The sequence below is a fragment of the Pseudomonas sp. KCJK9058 genome (genome assembly GCF_046230975.1).
GTDB classification, from domain to species: Bacteria; Pseudomonadota; Gammaproteobacteria; order Pseudomonadales; family Pseudomonadaceae; genus Aquipseudomonas; species Aquipseudomonas alloputida.
The window spans coordinates 14,869-32,676 of the sequence record NZ_JBJJLR010000002.1 but is presented as its reverse complement, the minus strand read 5'-3'; the positions used below and the strand labels follow the sequence as shown (position 1 = coordinate 32,676).

At 61.0% G+C, this 17,808-nt stretch carries 16 protein-coding genes; 10 read left to right on the top strand and 6 right to left on the bottom strand.

What is annotated here, in order from left to right; translation table 11 throughout:
• Window positions 1-7 precede the first annotated feature (7 nt).
• From ACK59Z_RS01945 to ACK59Z_RS01930, 4 genes are all read right to left on the bottom strand, one after another.
• Window positions 8-1,429, bottom strand: coding sequence for a DUF1329 domain-containing protein (locus ACK59Z_RS01945; RefSeq protein WP_192440026.1), 1,422 nt, complete (start codon window positions 1,427-1,429; stop codon window positions 8-10).
• A gap of 472 nt (window positions 1,430-1,901) precedes the next feature.
• Window positions 1,902-2,549 (bottom strand): hypothetical protein, encoded by a 648-nt coding sequence (locus ACK59Z_RS01940; protein ID WP_143492640.1) that lies wholly within the window; start codon window positions 2,547-2,549, stop codon window positions 1,902-1,904.
• Between the two features lie 177 nt (window positions 2,550-2,726).
• A complete protein-coding gene (locus ACK59Z_RS01935) occupies window positions 2,727-2,942 on the bottom strand; it encodes a hypothetical protein (RefSeq protein WP_054905267.1) in 216 nt (71 codons plus the stop codon).
• Between the two features lie 71 nt (window positions 2,943-3,013).
• On the bottom strand, window positions 3,014-3,901 hold the full coding sequence (locus tag ACK59Z_RS01930; RefSeq protein ID WP_409292375.1) for a phytanoyl-CoA dioxygenase family protein: 888 nt from the start codon (window positions 3,899-3,901) through the stop codon (window positions 3,014-3,016).
• 388 nt (window positions 3,902-4,289) lie between these two features.
• On the opposite strand from ACK59Z_RS01930, the gene ACK59Z_RS01925 reads away from it, so the two are divergent.
• The 10 genes from ACK59Z_RS01925 (at window position 4,290) to ACK59Z_RS01880 (ending at window position 15,748) form a co-directional block, all read left to right on the top strand.
• The gene (locus ACK59Z_RS01925) at window positions 4,290-4,868 is read left to right on the top strand and encodes a TetR/AcrR family transcriptional regulator (RefSeq protein WP_326431172.1); all 579 of its coding nucleotides are present in this window, start codon (window positions 4,290-4,292) and stop codon (window positions 4,866-4,868) included.
• Window positions 4,869-5,171: 303 nt separating this feature from the next.
• Entirely contained in the window at window positions 5,172-6,698 is a 1,527-nt protein-coding gene (locus ACK59Z_RS01920; RefSeq protein ID WP_326431170.1) for an NAD(P)/FAD-dependent oxidoreductase, read from the top strand.
• On the top strand, window positions 6,695-7,570 hold the full coding sequence (locus tag ACK59Z_RS01915; protein WP_054905271.1) for an alpha/beta fold hydrolase: 876 nt from the start codon (window positions 6,695-6,697) through the stop codon (window positions 7,568-7,570). The genes ACK59Z_RS01920 and ACK59Z_RS01915 overlap by 4 nt, the downstream gene beginning before the upstream one ends.
• 218 nt (window positions 7,571-7,788) lie before the next feature.
• Window positions 7,789-8,946 carry an iron-containing alcohol dehydrogenase gene (locus ACK59Z_RS01910; protein ID WP_326431169.1) on the top strand — a complete coding sequence of 386 codons (1,158 nt, stop codon included), beginning with the start codon at window positions 7,789-7,791 and terminating at the stop codon, window positions 8,944-8,946.
• A gap of 12 nt (window positions 8,947-8,958) precedes the next feature.
• Window positions 8,959-10,290, top strand: coding sequence for an APC family permease (locus ACK59Z_RS01905; RefSeq protein WP_409292182.1), 1,332 nt, complete (start codon window positions 8,959-8,961; stop codon window positions 10,288-10,290).
• Window positions 10,291-10,369: 79 nt separating this feature from the next.
• A complete protein-coding gene (locus ACK59Z_RS01900) occupies window positions 10,370-11,794 on the top strand; it encodes a gamma-aminobutyraldehyde dehydrogenase (protein WP_409292180.1) in 1,425 nt (474 codons plus the stop codon).
• Window positions 11,795-11,839: 45 nt separating this feature from the next.
• Window positions 11,840-13,090 carry a diaminobutyrate--2-oxoglutarate transaminase gene (locus tag ACK59Z_RS01895; RefSeq protein WP_326431166.1) on the top strand — a complete coding sequence of 417 codons (1,251 nt, stop codon included), beginning with the start codon at window positions 11,840-11,842 and terminating at the stop codon, window positions 13,088-13,090.
• A 96-nt stretch (window positions 13,091-13,186) separates the two neighbouring features.
• Window positions 13,187-14,566, top strand: coding sequence for an aspartate aminotransferase family protein (locus ACK59Z_RS01890; RefSeq protein WP_196145913.1), 1,380 nt, complete (start codon window positions 13,187-13,189; stop codon window positions 14,564-14,566).
• Between the two features lie 54 nt (window positions 14,567-14,620).
• A complete protein-coding gene (locus tag ACK59Z_RS01885) occupies window positions 14,621-15,529 on the top strand; it encodes an NAD(P)-binding domain-containing protein (RefSeq protein WP_326431164.1) in 909 nt (302 codons plus the stop codon).
• 66 nt (window positions 15,530-15,595) lie between these two features.
• The gene (locus ACK59Z_RS01880; protein WP_326431162.1) at window positions 15,596-15,748 is read left to right on the top strand and encodes a hypothetical protein; all 153 of its coding nucleotides are present in this window, start codon (window positions 15,596-15,598) and stop codon (window positions 15,746-15,748) included.
• Window positions 15,749-15,797: 49 nt separating this feature from the next.
• Here the strand turns inward: ACK59Z_RS01880 and ACK59Z_RS01875 are convergent, their stop codons facing one another.
• On the bottom strand, window positions 15,798-17,456 hold the full coding sequence (locus tag ACK59Z_RS01875; RefSeq protein ID WP_409292177.1) for a cation acetate symporter: 1,659 nt from the start codon (window positions 17,454-17,456) through the stop codon (window positions 15,798-15,800).
• Window positions 17,453-17,776, bottom strand: coding sequence for a DUF485 domain-containing protein (locus tag ACK59Z_RS01870; protein ID WP_213660794.1), 324 nt, complete (start codon window positions 17,774-17,776; stop codon window positions 17,453-17,455). Before ACK59Z_RS01870 ends, ACK59Z_RS01875 begins: the two co-directional genes overlap by 4 nt.
• Window positions 17,777-17,808 lie beyond the last annotated feature (32 nt).

Here is a 17,808-nt window from a genome sequence, read left to right as displayed (position 1 = left end):
CGTCGGTTTAGCGCTCGCTGATGGCTCGCAGGTTGTCGGAGGTGAAGAAGTCGCGTTTCAGGCGAGGGTTGCCACTGTCTTCGGTGAGCCAGCGAATATCGTTCTTGCCCGCGCCGATCGAGGTCATGTCGAACAGGTAACGATGATCGGCGAGGTTGTACTGGACCTGGGCCTGCACATCGCACGCGCCGGTCTCGTAGACGGGGATCGAGAACCCTTCACGCACCTTCCAGATCTGCCCTTGCTTGTCATAGTCAACGGCCAGCAACGGGTTCCAGCTGTCCTCGTCGATGTAGAACAGGCGCTTGGGTGCTTGGTGGCGCATGCCCTGGCGAACATTGGCCTCGACGACCCAGACACGATGCAATTCGTAGCGGCGCGACTGTGGCGCGATGGAATCGTCGCCGGCGAAGCTTTCCACCTTGGCTGCGGTGTCATAGGCGCCAAAGGCGTTGTACGGCACCAGCAGCTCCTGCTTGCCGATCAGTTTCCAATCGAAGCGGTCCATGGCTCCGAAGAACACGTTCGCCTCATCGACGGTGTATTGGTTGTCCAGCCCGATCTGCGGAGCGTCGTAGGAATACGATGGCATGCGCCTGACCCGACGCTGGCCGGGGAAATAGTAGAAGGTGGTGGCCTGCTCGCCGGCTACAGTCGTCTGCACACCAGCCTGGCCGGCCAGCGCCGCTGGCTCCCGGTAACTGGAGAACGTGGCGTTTTCCAAGCGGCCAATGGACGAAAAAAGTGCACTGCCTTTCTTTCCCCAGGGCGTGAAGAAAAAGGTGTCTGACGACTGGCGTAACCACTCCCCACCCTTGCGCGGCGAAATGCCTGAAATGCTTTTGGGAATCTCGACACCAAGGCCGCGATAGCGCATCTTCATGTTCCACATCACCTCTGCGCCTGTACTGGGCAGAGGGAACGGGATGCCCGGCACATGGGCGTCCTCGAGGGCAACCCCTGTGGAGTCGAGCTTGGCGAAGCCAATGTTCTGCCGCGTGTTATCCGCCACGAAGTCCGGTACGCCACAGGTGCGGCGGGTCGGGTAGACCTCCATGCGATAGCCCGGAATCTTCTTGAACAGTTCGAGCTGGCCGGGGGACAGCTTGCTCGCATACTGCGCCACGCTATTCGAGTCGATGCTGTAGAGGGGTTTGTCATCCTTGAACTTCCAGTGGTCCCCCCGCACCTGGCCATAGCTCCAGCCCCCCCCTTGCGGCCCCGGAGCAGTCCAGGCCGGAATATCCCCGCTTGAACTAGCAGCCACCTCACCGCCCAATGGCGTCAGCTTCGAACCCAGCTCCCCGGCCCCCTGGGGTGCGGCCTGTACCGAGCACATCGCGGTCGATACCGCGAGGGTAACCAGCAGCTGCCTGAAAATACAGCCGGCGGACATGTCGTCTTTCTGCCCTGTAGATACTTCTTTCATTGGAGGCTCCTCGAACAAAGGGCCTGGACCGGCAACCCGACCATCCACACGGAAATGGGCACCTATCGCAAGCTGATCATTTGACATGGTCACGTGACCATGTCGGGTGATCAGAAAGCAATCCACATGCCAGAAGTCTCGTGGAATGATTAAGTTAGATAAATCAGGTATTTAGTCGATAGTGGCGATCTATGTTCCTCAGATGCCTGCACCTTAATGGGAAGTAAAGAAACATGTGTTACCAGCGCATGCCCAACCATGATGCATTGCTAATTATACTTACCCATTGCAAGCTGCCGTTTACATTGAGCAAGCCTTAAATATTTCCATTGGAAACCCAACCATGGAAATGAATCAATTACCCATAAAAAAACCGCCCCTGGAGGCGGTAAAGAAGCGGGCCTATGGCCCGACATGGAGTTACTTCGAATCAAGGGATTGGCGGCACAACGACGCACCTGCGCCGCTCAATTCAACGAACATTGAGTAACGCCTCAACTGAGGCACTTCTAGAACGCTGAAGTGCACCATAGGCATAGAACGATTGCACAATCGAGTACGACCAAGTCAAGAAAGCAAAGGTCATGAATACCACCTTTGAATCGTCACCCGGAATCGGAAAGAAGTCATACCGGAATGCTATCGTTAGCCCCGCCACTCCGCCCAAGGTGGTAGCCAGCGCATGCAGAAGCTCTCTGGCACAAACCAGTCGCCAAATGAAATAGGCCAGGTACGCTGTGTAAGCCAGCCACATCACCATATAAAAATAAGGCAGGAACTGCTTGAATGAACTCGACATGAAGTAAATGGCTGCAACCGTAAAGCCCGCCAGGAAAAACACAATGTCATTCACCGGGGACGGCTTGTAATCGTGCGTTACCGCCATCAAGCCAAGCGTTGCAATAACAGGAATACCAACGCCCCGGGAAAAAGCATCGAGGAATATGGCAACGTTATAATTTGCCAGCCAGCCCGTAACGAGGAAGATCGCGAAATTCGTTGCGGATATCCCGACAATCAAAAACTCTCCGCCGAGCAGATAATTTCTTCGCCCGATGAATGCCGCCCCATAATACAAGCCACAGATGATTAGCAATATACATGAGCCCAGGATACTCACTTCTATCAGTTCCACGAGAACAGCCTCTCTCAATCTGAGGATCGACATCACACTGCATGTCGAAATCGGCAACCAATCGGACGACTATTGCAAACCCAATCAGCGGGGAAATACGGGCTGAATTATTTGACCTGCACCGGTAACTTAAGTTATACGAGCAGGTCAGCATGGCCGCGATTAGTCGACCAGAGACCTCAGGTCGCTGTCGATTTTATTCAGCGTTTCCTGAGAAATAAACCCGCCAGAATATTTTGCCGCCGTCACTAAGGCAAAGCCACGGGCCATGCCAATTTGTGGGTGTTTACCGATACCGGGCAGGTGCTTTTCAAGGATCTGGCTCGTAGTGCTGTTATCCAGCAGCTCGCCAACTTTCGAGTCGATTGAGAACGCCATGGTGTCATCTCCTTGGTTGCGCCCAAAAGGGCAGAAATTCAATACGCAGCAGGCTGTGTAAACTCAGGATCTCAGAAGCCTTTTCCCGGTTCGGAAAAAGCAGGCATGCCCAAGAGCTCTTGTGGGTCACGCATCTGGCCATCAATTTCCACCCAGCCCAGCAGCGTGGAGCTCACACTCCAGCCCAGCAGGCGTTGCATTTCTGCGGGGAGCTGGCGAACCCGTTCAATGGGAATGGAAAGGAAGTGATTTTCTTCGAGGCGCAGGATGGCCAAGTCGTAGGCCATGGTCAGACCAGTACGAGGAAACGCTGTGGTATTGGCGCCACCGCCGTGATAGACCGACCCCAGCCACAACAGCGCAGAGCCTGCTTTCATCTCGGCGGCGATGGTTTCTTCCTGGGTCGGCCCGCGCTCGTCATCCCATTGATGACTGCCCGGAATAACGCGCGTGGCACCGTTCTCTTCGGTGAAGTCCGAGATGGCCAGCATGATCTGCAGACGGGCCTCGCGCCCGAAATGGGGATGTCGCCACAGCGAGGTGGCATCGTCGCGGTGCAGGGGCTGAAGGCCTTGGCCCGGGCCGATCTGAATGGCCTGGGTAATGCTGAGTTGAATGTCAGGTGCCATCTCGATGCGGTCGCTGCCCACCCAGACATGGGTTGGTGTCTGCAGGATCTGCCTGGCCGCGCCGATGAACAACGGGTTTAGTGCCACCTCCACCGCCGTATCGCTTCGCCCGATGATGCGACCGATACGACGGGTCTGCATGCCTGCGAAATAGGGGTCTTCTCCGCAGGGCGTGACATTCAAGTAGGTGTCCAGCTCTTCGGTGAGGCACTTGAGCGTCTCTGGCGAGACGAAATCAGCAATGATGACCCCGCCGTCACGCCGAATGATTTCCACCACTTGTTCCACCGACGCATCACTGGTGACCGTCGAGAGTTTTTGTGTATCCATCTGCCTTCTACCTGTCCGGTTTTTCATTGTTCTATCCAGCGAGCCCGGGCAACCGCCTCGTCCCACCGGCGCAACCACCACAGCAACCTCTTATGCCGCTGCCGAAGCCCGTAATGATCTGCTCGGCATTGCCATGATTATTGAATATAGTCATTTGATCAAGTCATTTGATCTGGTTTTTTTACCACCTCGCCACTGCCCCGGCCTCGGTGAGGTACGGCAGTCAGCATCTGCCTCTGGGCAATGGCCACATACCGACGGCAAGACCGCAGACGGAAAGGGTTGCATCGACTCATCTCATGGATTGGGCCAGGACTTTGCGATAGCATTCGTCACCGCCGACGCCGGACCCGGCGGTTGGCGCAAGGCCAAAAGGGGAGAACGCTGAATGGCTCGGATAGGCGCGGAAGAACGCAGACAGGATTTCATTGAAGCGACCATCAGGGTGATCGCAGAACACGGCATAGCCAACGCCACGACGCGGCGCATTGCGGCAGCGGCAGATTCGCCGCTGGCCTCGCTGCATTACGTTTTTCACACCAAGGAAGACTTGTTCTATGCGGTCTACGAGTCCTTGATCAACATGCCGCAGCAATCGCTGCAGGCTCCGGCAAACGCTCTCCCCGCCGAATCGGTAGGGGAAATGCTGCGCCAGTTGGTCAAGTGGTTCATCGCACACCCCGAACGGGCCATAACCCAGTTCGAGCTGTTCTTCTGGAACCTGCGCAATGACCCGGAAATGGCAGCGAAGATCTATACCGTTTCCATCGAAGCCACCCAACAGGCCATCCAGAAGGCGACCGGCGATGCGCTGGATCAGGCCGCACGCACCACAGTCAGTCGGCTGCTCATCAACCTTTTCGATGGTTTGCTTCTCTCCTGGACCGCCCACGGCAACCTCGAACGCCTGGAGGCTGAGACAGAAACGGCTTGCCAGGCGGTTAAGCTGCTGGTGGCCAGCTACTGAGACGTCATTCAGATTGCCGTGGTCCGGTGTGACACGGCAATCCGGTATCCATAGGGTCTGACAGACAAACGGACTGTCGCCTCTTGCCACCCAAACCCACATACCGCCCTGTCATAACGACGCCAAAACCTGGAGTCGCCCGACGCGCAATACCCCCTACCCCAATCCCACCAGGTTCAAATCATCCCAAAAAAATTGCTTCTCGGTGCATTTTGCACCTTGCCCCGGGTAATCTGTCGTCTCATCATGGTCAAATGATCAAGTCAAAAGATCACCCCCTATAACACAATAATGGGAAGCCCTATGTCCTCGCACACTGCTCTTCCGGTTGAGCCACTCGATATATTGATCATGGGAGCCGGTGTGTCTGGCATCGGCGCGGCCGCCTATCTGCGACGCCATCAGCCTCACAAGACCTTCACGATTCTCGAGTCTCGTGAGCGAATGGGCGGCACCTGGGACCTGTTCCGCTATCCCGGCATCCGCTCTGACTCCGACCTGTACACCTTCGGCTTCGACTTCAAGCCCTGGACCAAGGCGAAATCATTGGCGGACGCCGCAGACATTCTCGAGTACCTGCGTGAAGCGATCGACGAGCATGAGCTGGAGTCCTTGATCCAGTACAAGCAGAAAGTCATCTCGGCGAACTGGCAAACGGACAAGGGCTTGTGGGCGGTGCGGGTGGAGGACGGTCACCTGGGGCAGGCCCGCACAATCGAATGTCGCTGGCTGTTCAGCGCGGGCGGCTACTATAGGTACGACCAAGGATTCAGCCCCCGCTTCGAGGGAGCCGAACAGTTCAAGGGGCAGATCGTTCATCCGCAACACTGGCCAGAGAACCTGGATTACACGGGCAAACGTGTCGTAGTGATTGGCAGCGGCGCGACGGCAGTGACCCTGATTCCGGCGATGGCGGACAAAGTCGCCAGCATCACCATGCTGCAGCGTACGCCCTCCTACATCATCAACCAACCAGCCAATGATGCGGTTGCGGCGTTTCTGCGCAAGATCCTGCCCGAGCAAACCGCTTACTCTCTGACACGCTACAAGAACGCCAGGATCACCCTGGCCTTCTGGGCCTTCTGCCAGCGCTTCCCCAAGCTTTCCCGCAAACTGCTGCTGTGGCTGACGCGCAAGGAGCTGCCGAAAGGCTACCCGGTCGACGTCCATTTCAATCCGCCCTACAACCCTTGGGACCAGCGCTTGTGCACGGTACCTGAAGGCGATCTGTTCAAGGCGATCAGCGCGGGTAAGGCCGACATCGTCACCGACCATATCGAGCGGTTCACCGAATCCGGTCTGTTGCTGAAATCCGGCAAGGCGTTGGAAGCTGACATCGTAATTACCGCCACGGGGCTGAATGTGCAGATGTTCGGGGGGATCAGTCTGTACAAGGACGATAAGCCAGTGGTGCTGAGCGACACTCTTGCCTACAAAGGAACCATGCTATCCGGTGTACCCAACTTCGCGTTCGCGGTGGGCTACACCAACTCCTCCTGGACCTTGAAAGTGTGCCTGCTGTGCGATCACTTCTGTCGCTTGCTGGGTTTCATGGACAACCACGGCTACAACGTTTGCGAACCCCGGGCGCCAGACGGGATCGAGACCCGCCCTCTGCTGGATTTCGGTGCCGGTTATGTGCAACGCGCCTTGGACAGCATTCCGCGCCAAGGGCCAAGCGAGCCCTGGGTGATGTCGATGGATTACTTCCGCGATACCAAACTCCTGCGCCGCGGCGCTGTGGCTGACAAGTGCCTAGCGTTCTCCTCCGTACCCAGCACGCCCCGGTGCGCGAACGTCGAGCTGCAACAACAGGGTAGCCGCGGATGAGCCCCGACCGCTTCTGCGAACTGCCTGGCAAGCGCCCTATTTGCTATCGCAGCCACGGGCTCGAAACGGCGCCTGCGGTCATTCTCATCGTCGGCCTGGGGCTGCAATTGACCTACTGGCCGCAACCGATCATCGCCGGCCTGGTCGAGCGGGGGTTTCGCGTCATCACGCTGGACAACCGCGACTCGGGCCGGTCGTTCTTCACCGACGTAGTGCCTCCCACGGCCATGCAGCAGTTCTTGCGCAAGCGCACCCCCGGCTATGACCTGGGTGACATGGCCAATGACGTGATCGGGCTCATGAACGGCCTGAACCTGGCAACGGCGCACGTGGTGGGCATGTCGATGGGCGGCATGATCGCCCAGATCCTCGCTGCCCGTTACCCCGAGCGTATCAGGACGCTCACCTCGATCTTCTCGACCACCGGATCGCTGCGCGTCGGCCAGCCGGCGTTGAAATCCATTCGGCAGTTGCTGCGCCGCCCGCCGCGCAGCGAGCAGGAAAGCGTTCGCGACTACCTGGACATCATGCGCCTGATCGGCTCGACCCTGGAATGGAATGAGCCCGCCTTCCGTGACTATGCCCTGTTGGCCTGGGAGCGAGGCGGTGGCGAGGCCAGCAACATCGGCACGGCCAGGCAGATCGGCGCGATCATCAATTCCGGCGACCGCACCCAGGAACTGCAACGGGTTCATTGCCGCACCCTGGTCATCCATGGCGATGAAGATCTCATGGTCGCGACCAGCGGCGGGTACGCCACGGCAGCAGCTATCCGTGGTTCCAGCCTGGTGCTGCTGCCAGGGATGGGGCACGACTTCCCACCTTGCCTGTCCGGCACGCTGCTGTCCCTGCTGGCAGGACACATGCTGTAGCACGATCACCCTTTCAGGGGCGTGCAGCTTGGCCGCCCCTCTTTTTACCCCCCGAAGGAGGCCTTCGACCAGGTTCAAGCAAAACCAAGAACAACAAAATGCTGGCTTGCGCGAAATGCCAGGCCACACATCACCCGCTTGAGCTGTTATCCACGGCCTGGCGCAGGTGCTCCTCTACTGCCCTTTCAACAATGACAACAATTGAGCAAGAGGTACGTATGGACTTCAAGTTTTTACTCCCCAGCAAAATCGTGATGGAACCTGGTCTGCGCGAGCGCACCGGTGAACACCTGCACTCACTTGGCCTGGCCCGCGTGCTCATCGTGACCGATCCTGGGGTCAAGGCGGCGGGCCTGCTGGACAGCGTCTACGCCAGCCTGGAGAAGGCAGGCATCGCCTTCGAGGAAGTGTCGGACATCAAGGCCAATCCGCGCAGCGAGGACGTCAATCAGATCGCGCAGCGATATCGCGGCAAAGGTATCGATGGCTTGTTAGCCGTAGGCGGGGGCAGTGCCATGGATGCAGCCAAGGCCATCAGCGTGCTGCTCAGCCATGAGGGACGGATCGAGGACTACGAAGGGTCGTTCACGCTCACCCATGCCATCCCGCCTATCGTTGCCATTCCGACCACGGCTGGCACCGGCAGCGAAGTAACCTGCTTCTCGGTGATCACCGACACCGCCCGTCATTACAAGATGAGCGTGCATGATTACCGACTCGGGCCAGTCCTGGCCTTGCTTGACTCTCATATCCTCGACACGCTGCCCGCGTCGATTGCCGCCGCAACCGGCATGGATGCCCTGACCCACGCCATCGAAGCCTACACCTGCCGCGTGTCGAACCCCATCAGCGACGGCCTGGCGCTGCATGCCATCCGCCTGATCAGCCAACACCTGAAGCCCGCCGTGCTGGAACCCGGCAACCTGCACGCCCGCGAGCAGATGCTGGCGGCCAGCCTGATCGCCGGCATGGCCTTCGGTAATGCGGACGTAGGTAGCGTGCACTGCATTTCCGAAGCCATCGGTGGCATGTACGACACGCCACACGGCGTGGGCAACGCGATCTTCCTGCCCTTCGTGTTCGGCCATAACCGCGATGCCGACATCATTCGCCATGCGCAGGTCGCCTACGCACTGGGCATCGACCCCAACCTCTCGCCGGTCGAGGCCGCCGAGGCCGCCGTCGGCTACCTGTTCCAGATGAGCAAGGACCTGGGCATCCCCCGCTTCGCCGAGGTGAAAGGCGTGCGCGAGGAAGACTTCCTGGCCATCGCTGAAAAGTCGAAGAAGAACTTCTCCGATGGCAGCAATGCGAAGGAGATGACCGTGGAAACCTACCGTGAAATCGTCGCCACTGCTTACCACTTCGTATCGTGAGGGCTGTCAGTCATGAGCGAATCAACCCCCAGCGCTTCGCTGAAGCGCACCCTGGGCCCGTTTTCGGTCCTGTTGTTCGGTCTGGCGTTCCTTGCCCCGTTGATCGTCTTCGGCACCTATGGCGTGATCTCGCAGGCCAGTGGCAACACCACGGCGATGGCCTACCTGATCGCGGCGACGGGCGTGGTGTTCACGGCGTTGAGCTATGGCCGGCTGGTCAGGGTGTTCCCGGTAGCCGGTTCGGCCTACACCTATACCCGCAAGATGCTCAGCGCCAACCTCGGCTTCATGGTGGGCTGGGCCGCACTGCTCGATTACTTCTTCATTCCGATGCTGATCTGGCTGCTTGGCGCCAGCTATCTCAACATGGCCTTTCCAGATGTGCCGCAGTGGGTGTGGATTACCGGTTTCATCGTCTCTACCTCGCTGCTGAATGTGCTGGGCATCCAGGTCGCCAACCGCTTCAACCTGCTGTTGATGGGCGCGCAACTGGCGATCATCGTGGTGTTCATCGGCCTGTGCGTGCATTACATCGTGGCTGCCAATGGCCCTGGTGGGCTGCTTTCGGCCAAGCCGTTCTTCAACCAAGATGTGCCCTTCGCCACCAGCATGGCCGGCGCCGCCATTGCCGCGTACTCGTTCCTGGGCTTTGACGCGCTGTCCACGCTCAGCGAGGAAACCCGCGACCCGGGTCGCACGCTGCCGCGTGCCATCCTGCTGGTCGCCTTGATCGGCGGCTCGGTCTACGTCGGCTCCTCGTACTTCATGTACCTGGCGCACCCCTCCCCCACCTTCGAGTTCGTGGACGGGGCCGCCTTCGAGATCGCCCGCATGATCGGCGGCGACCTGTTCTTCGCGCTGGTCCTGGCGGGGATCATCATCGCCCACTTCGCCGCGGGCATGTCGTTCCAGGCCAGCGTGGGCCGGCTGCTGTACGCCCTCGGCCGGGACAACCAACTGCCGCGCAAGCTGTTCGGGGCCTTGCACCCTCGCTACAAGACCCCGGTCTTCAATATCCTGCTCTGCGGCATTTTCGGCACCGCGGGCTTTGGCCTGACGATCGCCACCGCGACGTCGCTGGTCAACTTCGGCGCGTTTCTCGCCTTCACCGCCGTCAACCTCTGCGCGTTGCGGCTCACCTTCGACGCACAGGTCAAGGACAGCGCTGGCCTGCTGCGCGGCGTGCTCTTCCCACTCATCGGCCTGGTCACGGCCGGCTGGATGCTGGCCAGCCTGGATAAAGACGCACTGATCATGGGCTGTATCTGGCTCGCCCTGGGCGCGGTTTACCTCGCCTGCCGGACCAGTTTCTTCCGCAACCCGGTGCCCGACGCGCTGGCGTAGCGGCCAGCTTCCTATCGAATGCCCTGACGACAACCACAAGGCAAGGCCCTGGCCTTGCCGTTCAATGGCGAGAATCGACATGCAAACCAAACTCCTGATCAACGGTGCCCTGGTGGCCGGCGAAGGCGAAAACCTCGACGTGTACAACCCGTCCCTTGGCAGTGTCCTGGTACAGACCACCGAAGCCAGTCGCGCCCAAGTCCATGCCGCGGTGCAAAGCGCCGATGCAGCCTACGACGCCTGGTCGCAAACGCCGCCCAAGGACCGCGCGGCACTGCTGCTCAGGCTCGCTGACCGCATCGACGCCCAGGCGCCGGTGTTCGCCCGCCTGGAGGCGGACAACTGCGGCAAGCCGTTCACCGCCGTGCTGCAGGACGAACTGCCAGCCGTGTCCGACGTGTTCCGCTTCTTTGCCGGTGCCGTGCGCTGCCTGCAGGGCTCGGCGGCGGGCGAGTACATCCCGGGCCACACCTCGATGATCCGCCGCGACCCGGTGGGCGTGGTCGCCTCCATCGCGCCGTGGAACTACCCCCTGCTGATGGCGGCCTGGAAACTGGGCCCAGCCTTGGCCGGCGGCAACACCGTCGTGCTGAAGCCGTCGGAACACACGCCGATGAGCACCTTGAAACTGGGCGAGTTGCTCGCCGACATCTTCCCCGCCGGTGTGGTCAACATCGTGCACGGTCGCGGCGCCTCGGTGGGTGAGCCGCTGACCAGCCACGCCCAGGTACGCATGGTGTCGCTGACCGGCTCCGTGCGCACCGGCAGCCGCATCATCGAAGGCACCGCCGACAGCGTCAAACGCATGCACATGGAGCTCGGTGGCAAGGCACCGGTGTTGATCTTCGACGATGCCGACATCGACGCCGCCGTCGAAGGCATCCGCGCCTTCGGCTTCTACAACGCCGGCCAGGACTGCACCGCCGCATGCCGCCTATATGTGCAGAAGGCGGTGTACCTGGAGTTCGTGCGCAAGCTCGGCGAAGCCGTGTCCAGCATCAAGTGCGGGCTTCAGGATGACCCGGCGACCGAGATGGGCCCGCTGATCACCCAAGAGCACCTGGAGCGTGTCGAGGGCTTCGTGAACCGTGCCAAGGAACTGCCTCACATTGAGGTGGTCACCGGCGGCAAGCGCGCTGCGGGCGGCGGCTTCTTCTTCGAGCCGACGGTCCTGGCCGGCGCTACGCAGGAGGACGAGGTGGTGTGCCGTGAAATCTTCGGCCCGGTGGTGACGGTTTCGCCATTCGAAGACGAAGCCCAGGCACTGGCATGGGCCAATGAATCGGACTACGGCCTGGCCTCGTCGGTATGGACCGCCGATGTGGGTCGCGCCCATCGCTTGGCCGCTCGCCTGCAATACGGCTGCACCTGGGTCAACACCCACTTCATGCTGGTGAGCGAAATGCCCCATGGTGGCGTGAAGCTGTCCGGCTACGGCAAGGACCTGTCGATGTACGGGTTGGAAGACTACACCGTGGTTCGCCACGTGATGTTCAAACACTGACCGCCCACGACCCAGATAGCCCAGATCATTTTTCAAGAGGTTTGCATGAACATCGAGACATTCGAAAGGCTCGAGTCTAACGTGCGGATGTACTGCCGTGACTTGCCGCTGGTGTTCGATACCGCCCAAGGCAGCAAGATCCGGGGCGAAGACGGCCGCGAGTACTTGGACTTCTTCGCTGGCGCCGGCGCCCTGAACTATGGCCACAACGACCCGCGCATGCGCGATGCCTTGATCGCGTATCTGTCGTCCAACGGCGTGACCCACGCCCTCGACCTGCACACCACCACCAAGCGCCAGTTTCTCGAAGCGATCGAGCGCGACCTGTTCAAGCCACGCGGCTGGGACTACAAGGTGCAGTTCACCGGCCCGACCGGTGCCGACGCCGTCGAGGCGGCGTTGAAACTAGCGCGCAAGGCGACGGGGCGTACCAAGGTCGTCTCGTTCTATGGGGCTTACCACGGCATGACCGCCGGCGCCCTGGCCGTCACCGGCAACCGCACTCGCCGTGGCCCTGGGCTTTCCACCGACGTGGTGTTCGTGCCGTACGAAGACAGCCCCTACGGCGAATTCGACAGCATTGGCTTCCTCGAGCGCCTGGCCAACGACCAGGGCAGCGGCTCGGAGCTGCCAGCGGCGGTGATCGTCGAGTCCGTGCAGATCCAGGCCGGCGTCTACCCGGCTTCCAACGAATGGCTGCAACGCTTGCGCAAGTGGACCAGCGATCACGGCGTGTTGCTCATCTGCGACGAAATCCAGGCCGGCTGCGGGCGCACCGGCGACTTCTTCGGCTTCGAGCGCTCCGGGGTGGTGCCAGACCTGATCACCTGCGCCAAATCGATCGGCGGCTTCGGCCTGCCGATGGCGATCGTGTTGATTCGCGCCGGGCTGGATGTGTGGCAACCGGGCGATCACATCGGCACCTTCCGCGGCAACCAACTGGCCTTCTTGACGGCCCAGATCGCGCTCGGCTATTGGCGCGATGAGTGGTTCCTGAAGTTGCTGGCCACCAACTGCGCGGCCATGGAGCGCGCGGTCGCCGGTTTCGCGGAAATTCCTGGCGTCGCCTCCGCGCGCTGTCGCGGCATGATCGCCGGCATCGACTTCGGTCGCGGCAACGTCGCATTCGCCAAGGATGCCCAGCAGCGTGTGCTGCAGGCGGGTGTGCTGGTCGACCGCTGCGGCCCGAACGGCGAAATCATCAAGCTGATGCCACCGGTGAACACCCCGACCGACCAGCTTGAAGAAGGCCTGAAAGCCTTCGGCGAATCGGTCGCGGCAGCGTTTAGCCAGTAACTGCACGGGCCTGCGGTGCGGCCTGTATCGATACAGCGCCGCATGCAGGCTCATCGCATGCAGTCGACAACCCGTTCGTGGCAGGAAATCACACCAATGAGCAACGTCACTTCAACCATCCAGAATGACTTGGCTTCATTCATACACCCCAACACCAACCTGGCGCAGCACCAGGAAATCGGCCCCCTCGTGATCGCCGGCGGCGACGGCGTGCGGGTCTTCGATGAGCAAGGCAACGCCTACATCGAGGCGATGTCGGGCCTGTGGAGCGTTGCCTTGGGCTTCAGTGAAAAGCGCCTGGTCGACGCCGCCGTCGAGCAGTTCAGGCAACTGCCCTACTACCACAGCTTCAGCCACAAGACCAACGCCCCGGCGGCGGCGCTCGCCGCCAAGCTGGCCGAGCTGGCGCCGGGCGACCTGAACCATGTTTTCTTCACCAATTCAGGCTCCGAAGCCAACGACTCGGTGGTGAAGATGCTGTGGTACGTGAACAACGCGCTGGGCAAACCGCACAAGAAGAAATTCATCTCTCGCCAGCAGGCCTATCACGGTGCCACCATCGCTGCCGGGAGCCTTACCGGCATCCCCTCGATTCATCGCGACTTCGACCTGCCGGCCATCCCGGTTCACCACCTGACGTGCCCGAACTTCTACCGGTTCGCCCGGCCAGGGGAAACGCAGGAAGCCTTTTCGGCCCGCCTGGCGAACGAACTGGAGCGCTACATCCTCGCCGAAGGGCCGGAAAGCATTGCCGCCTTCGTCGGCGAACCGGTGATCGCAGCGGGCGGCGTGATCCCTCCTCCCACTGGCTACTGGGCGGCGATCCAGGCAGTGTGCAGGCGCTACGACATTCTTGTGGTGATCGACGAGATCGTCACCGGTTTTGGCAGGCTGGGCACGATGTTCGGGGCTCAGCTGTACGACATCCAGCCCGACATCATGGTGCTCTCCAAGCAGCTCACCTCTTCCTACCAGCCGCTGGCGGCCGTGGTGGTGTCCGATGCCATCAACGATGTACTGGTGAGCCAGAGCCAGCGCCTGGGGGCATTCGCCCATGGCCTGACCTGCACGGGCCACCCCGTCGCCACCGCGGTTGCGCTGGAAAACATCCGCATCATCGAAGAGCGCGACCTGGTTGGCCATGTCCAGCGCCTAGCCCCCATGTTCCAGCGCCACCTGCGCGCGTTCGAAGACCACCCGCTGGTCGGCAACGTCCGAGGCGTCGGGCTGATGGGCGGGATCGAACTGGTTGCGAACAAGGCCACCGGCCAACCGTTCGCCCAACCAGGTGCACTGGGTGGCTACGTGTTCAAACAGGCCCACAAGCATGGGCTGATCATTCGCGCCCTCTACGACACGATCGCGTTCTGCCCGCCGTTGATTACCACGCAGGGCGACATCGAAGCGATCTTCAGCGCCTTCGAGCGCACGTTGGCTGACGCAACAGACTGGGCCCGATCGCAGAACCTGCGGTGAGCAAAGGCTCTCCCGTGGGGCCTCACATAAAACAACAATCAAGAGGCTTTGAACGTGCGCGAACAAAATGATGAAAGTTTCGAGTTTGATGTGTCCGTGGTCGGGCTCGGTGCGATGGGAACGCTCATGGCACACGCGTTGCTCAAGCAAGGCAAACGCGTGGCGATCTGGAATCGATCACCCGGCAAGGCTGCGTCGCTCGTCGCCGCTGGCGCTCACCTGTGCGACAGCGTTGAAACCGCGCTGGTTGCAAGCCCGGCCACGATCTTCGTGCTCCTGGACAACCACGCGACCCACGAGGTGCTCGGGATGCCAGGTGTGATGCATGCACTGGCCAACCGTACGATCGTCGATTACACCACCAACGCCCAGGACGAGGGACCGGCGCTTCAGGGCCTCGTCAATCGGGCGGGCGGCCATTACGTCAAAGGGATGATCGTGGCCTACCCGCGCAACGTCGGCCATCGCGAAAGCCACAGTATTCATACCGGCGATCGTGAGGCCTTCGAGCAGCACCGGTCGCTGCTTGAAGGGCTCGCCGGCCATACGGTGTTCCTTCCCTGGGGCGAAGCATTGGCCTTCGCGAGCGTGCTCCACGCCCATGCGTTTGCCGTGATGGTTGCGTTCTTCGAGGCCGTGGGTGCGAGCGAACGGTTTGGCCTGTCGGTTTCGAGGACAGCCAGGCTCCTGCTCGACACGTCACGCTTTTTCGTCGCCGACGCACTCGAGGAAGCGGCACGCCGGCTCGAAGCGCAGGATTTCGCAGGCGACCAGGCGAGGCTCGATGTACATGTAGATGCCTTCGCGCACATTGCCCAATCCCTGCATGCACAGGGGGCCTGGACGCCAGTGTTCGACGCGGTATGCCAAGTCGCGCAGCGCGCGGCATCAATGGGCTATGGCGACCAGGACATTGCAGTCATCACCCAGTCATTCGCCCACGACAAAGCGCCTGGGCACTAACCGCGTGATACTGGCCTTTCGGATCGAACCTGAAGACAACAACAATAAAAATCGCTGGAGGATCATATGCGCCGATTTGGTTTTCTACTGGCCGTGTTGACGCTGGCCGTTTTCCTGAGTGCCCTGCTTGCCCCCAGGCCTTCTCTCGTCAACCGAGCGGCGGCGCAGCACATGGGGCATCCGATCACCAACATCGGCGAGATTTTCAGGGGGTATTAACGAGGTATCACCTGGCCGCTGGCACGCATCCGCCAGCGGCCGCAGGTAATCAATGATCGACCGCACCGCTGGCGCCAAGGCCGGTCTGGCCCCTTACGAACTGGTCGGCGAACGCCGCCCTTTCTGCCTTGGCTCGCGCAGTCCGGTCTAGCCGGGAAACGCCATACGCCACCGCAAACGCCAGCGGCATGGAGAACAGCGCAGGCTGGGTATAGGGGAACAGCGGCTCGGCAAAGTGCAACACATCCACCCACACGAGCTTGGAAAGCACCACGAAGCCCATGGCGCTGATCAACCCCACGTAGCCACCGGCCAACGCGCCGCGCGTGGTCAACCCCGACCAGAACATCGACAGGAACAGCACCGGGAAGTTGGCCGACGCTGCGATGCCGAACGCCAGCGCGACCATGAAGGCCACGTTGATGTTTTCGAACACGATGCCCAGAGCTATCGCCACCAACCCAAGCCCGAGGGTGGCCAGCTTGGTCACCCGCAGCTCCTGCGACTCGCTGGCCGCGCCCTTCATGATCACCCGCGCATAGAGATCATGGGCGATGGCGGAAGCACCCGCAAGCGCCAGGCCTGACACCACGGCCAGGATGGTGGCGAAGGTCACGGCAGACAAAAAGCCCAGCAGCAGGTTGCCGCCTACCGCCTTGGCCAGGTGCATGACCACCATGTTGCCCCCGCCCAGCAGCTTGCCACCCACCAGCCCGCCTTCGAAAAACTGCGGCTGCTGGCTGACGATCACGATCGACGCCAGGCCCAGCAGGAAAATGACATTGAAAAAGTAGCCGATGAATCCGGTGGCATAGAGCACCGACTTGCGCGCCTCACGGGCATCGCTCACGGTGAAGAAGCGCATCAGGATATGCGGTAGCCCGGCAGTGCCGAACACCAGCCCCAGGCTCAGCGACAGCGCGGTCAATGGGTCGGCCAGCAGGCTGCCGGGCGCCAGCAGGCGCTCGCCCAGGGTATGGGTGTCCATGGCCTGGGTGACCAGCGTGTCATAGCTGAAGTCGAACTCGCGCAGCGCCAGGAACAGCACCAGCGAACCGCCTACCAGTAGCAGGAACGCCTTGATGATCTGCACCCAGGTAGTTGCCACCATGCCGCCAAAGGTGACATACAGCATCATCAGCGCGCCAACGATCACCAGGGCGATGTGGTAGTCCAGGCCGAACAGCAGCCTGATCAGCTGCCCGGCCCCGACCATCTGCGCCACCAGGTAGAAGCACACCACGGTCAGCGAGCCGATGGCGGCCATGGTGCGCACCTTGCCTTGGGCGAGGCGGTACGAGGTGATGTCGGCGAAAGTGAAGCGGCCCAGGTTGCGCAACCGCTCGGTCATCAACAGCAGCAACACCGGCCAGCCCGCGAAGAAGGCGATGAGGTAGATGTAGCCGTCCATGCCGGAGGTGTAGATGAGCGCGGTGATCCCCAGCAACGTCGAGGCGGACATGTAGTCACCGGCCAACGCCAGGCCGTTCTGCCAGCCCAGGATGCCGCCACCGGCGCTGTAGAAGTCCGCCGTCGAGCGGGTGCGCCGCGCTGCCCACCAGGTGATGCACAAAGTGAAGAGCACGAACACCATGAACATGCCGATGGCATGCAGGTTCAGCGGCTGACGTTGACCCGCGTCGAGCGCAGGCGATGCCAACAGCAGGCCGGAGTGCAGCAACAAAGCCAGAGGCAGTAGTGTCTTCATGCGCCCTGCTCCTCTTCCAACCCGGCAACCAACGCCTGCGTCAAGCGGTCGAACTCGCCATTGGCCCGGTACACATAGAACGCCGACAGCGCACAGAAGAACACGAACAGGAAACCGCCGGCCGCGACGCCGAAGGTCATGTTCGACCCCTCGGCCAGGCGCCTGGCGATCAGCTCGGGCCAAAACGATACCAACGCGATGTAGCCATAGAACGTGGTCAGGATCAGCACGAACAGGCTCAGGGTAAAACGGTTTCTGCGCGTCACCAGTTGCTGGAACCGGGCACTGGCGCGAACACGCGCGTATAACAGGCTGGACATGGGACACCTCGATCAATGTACTTGTTGTTATG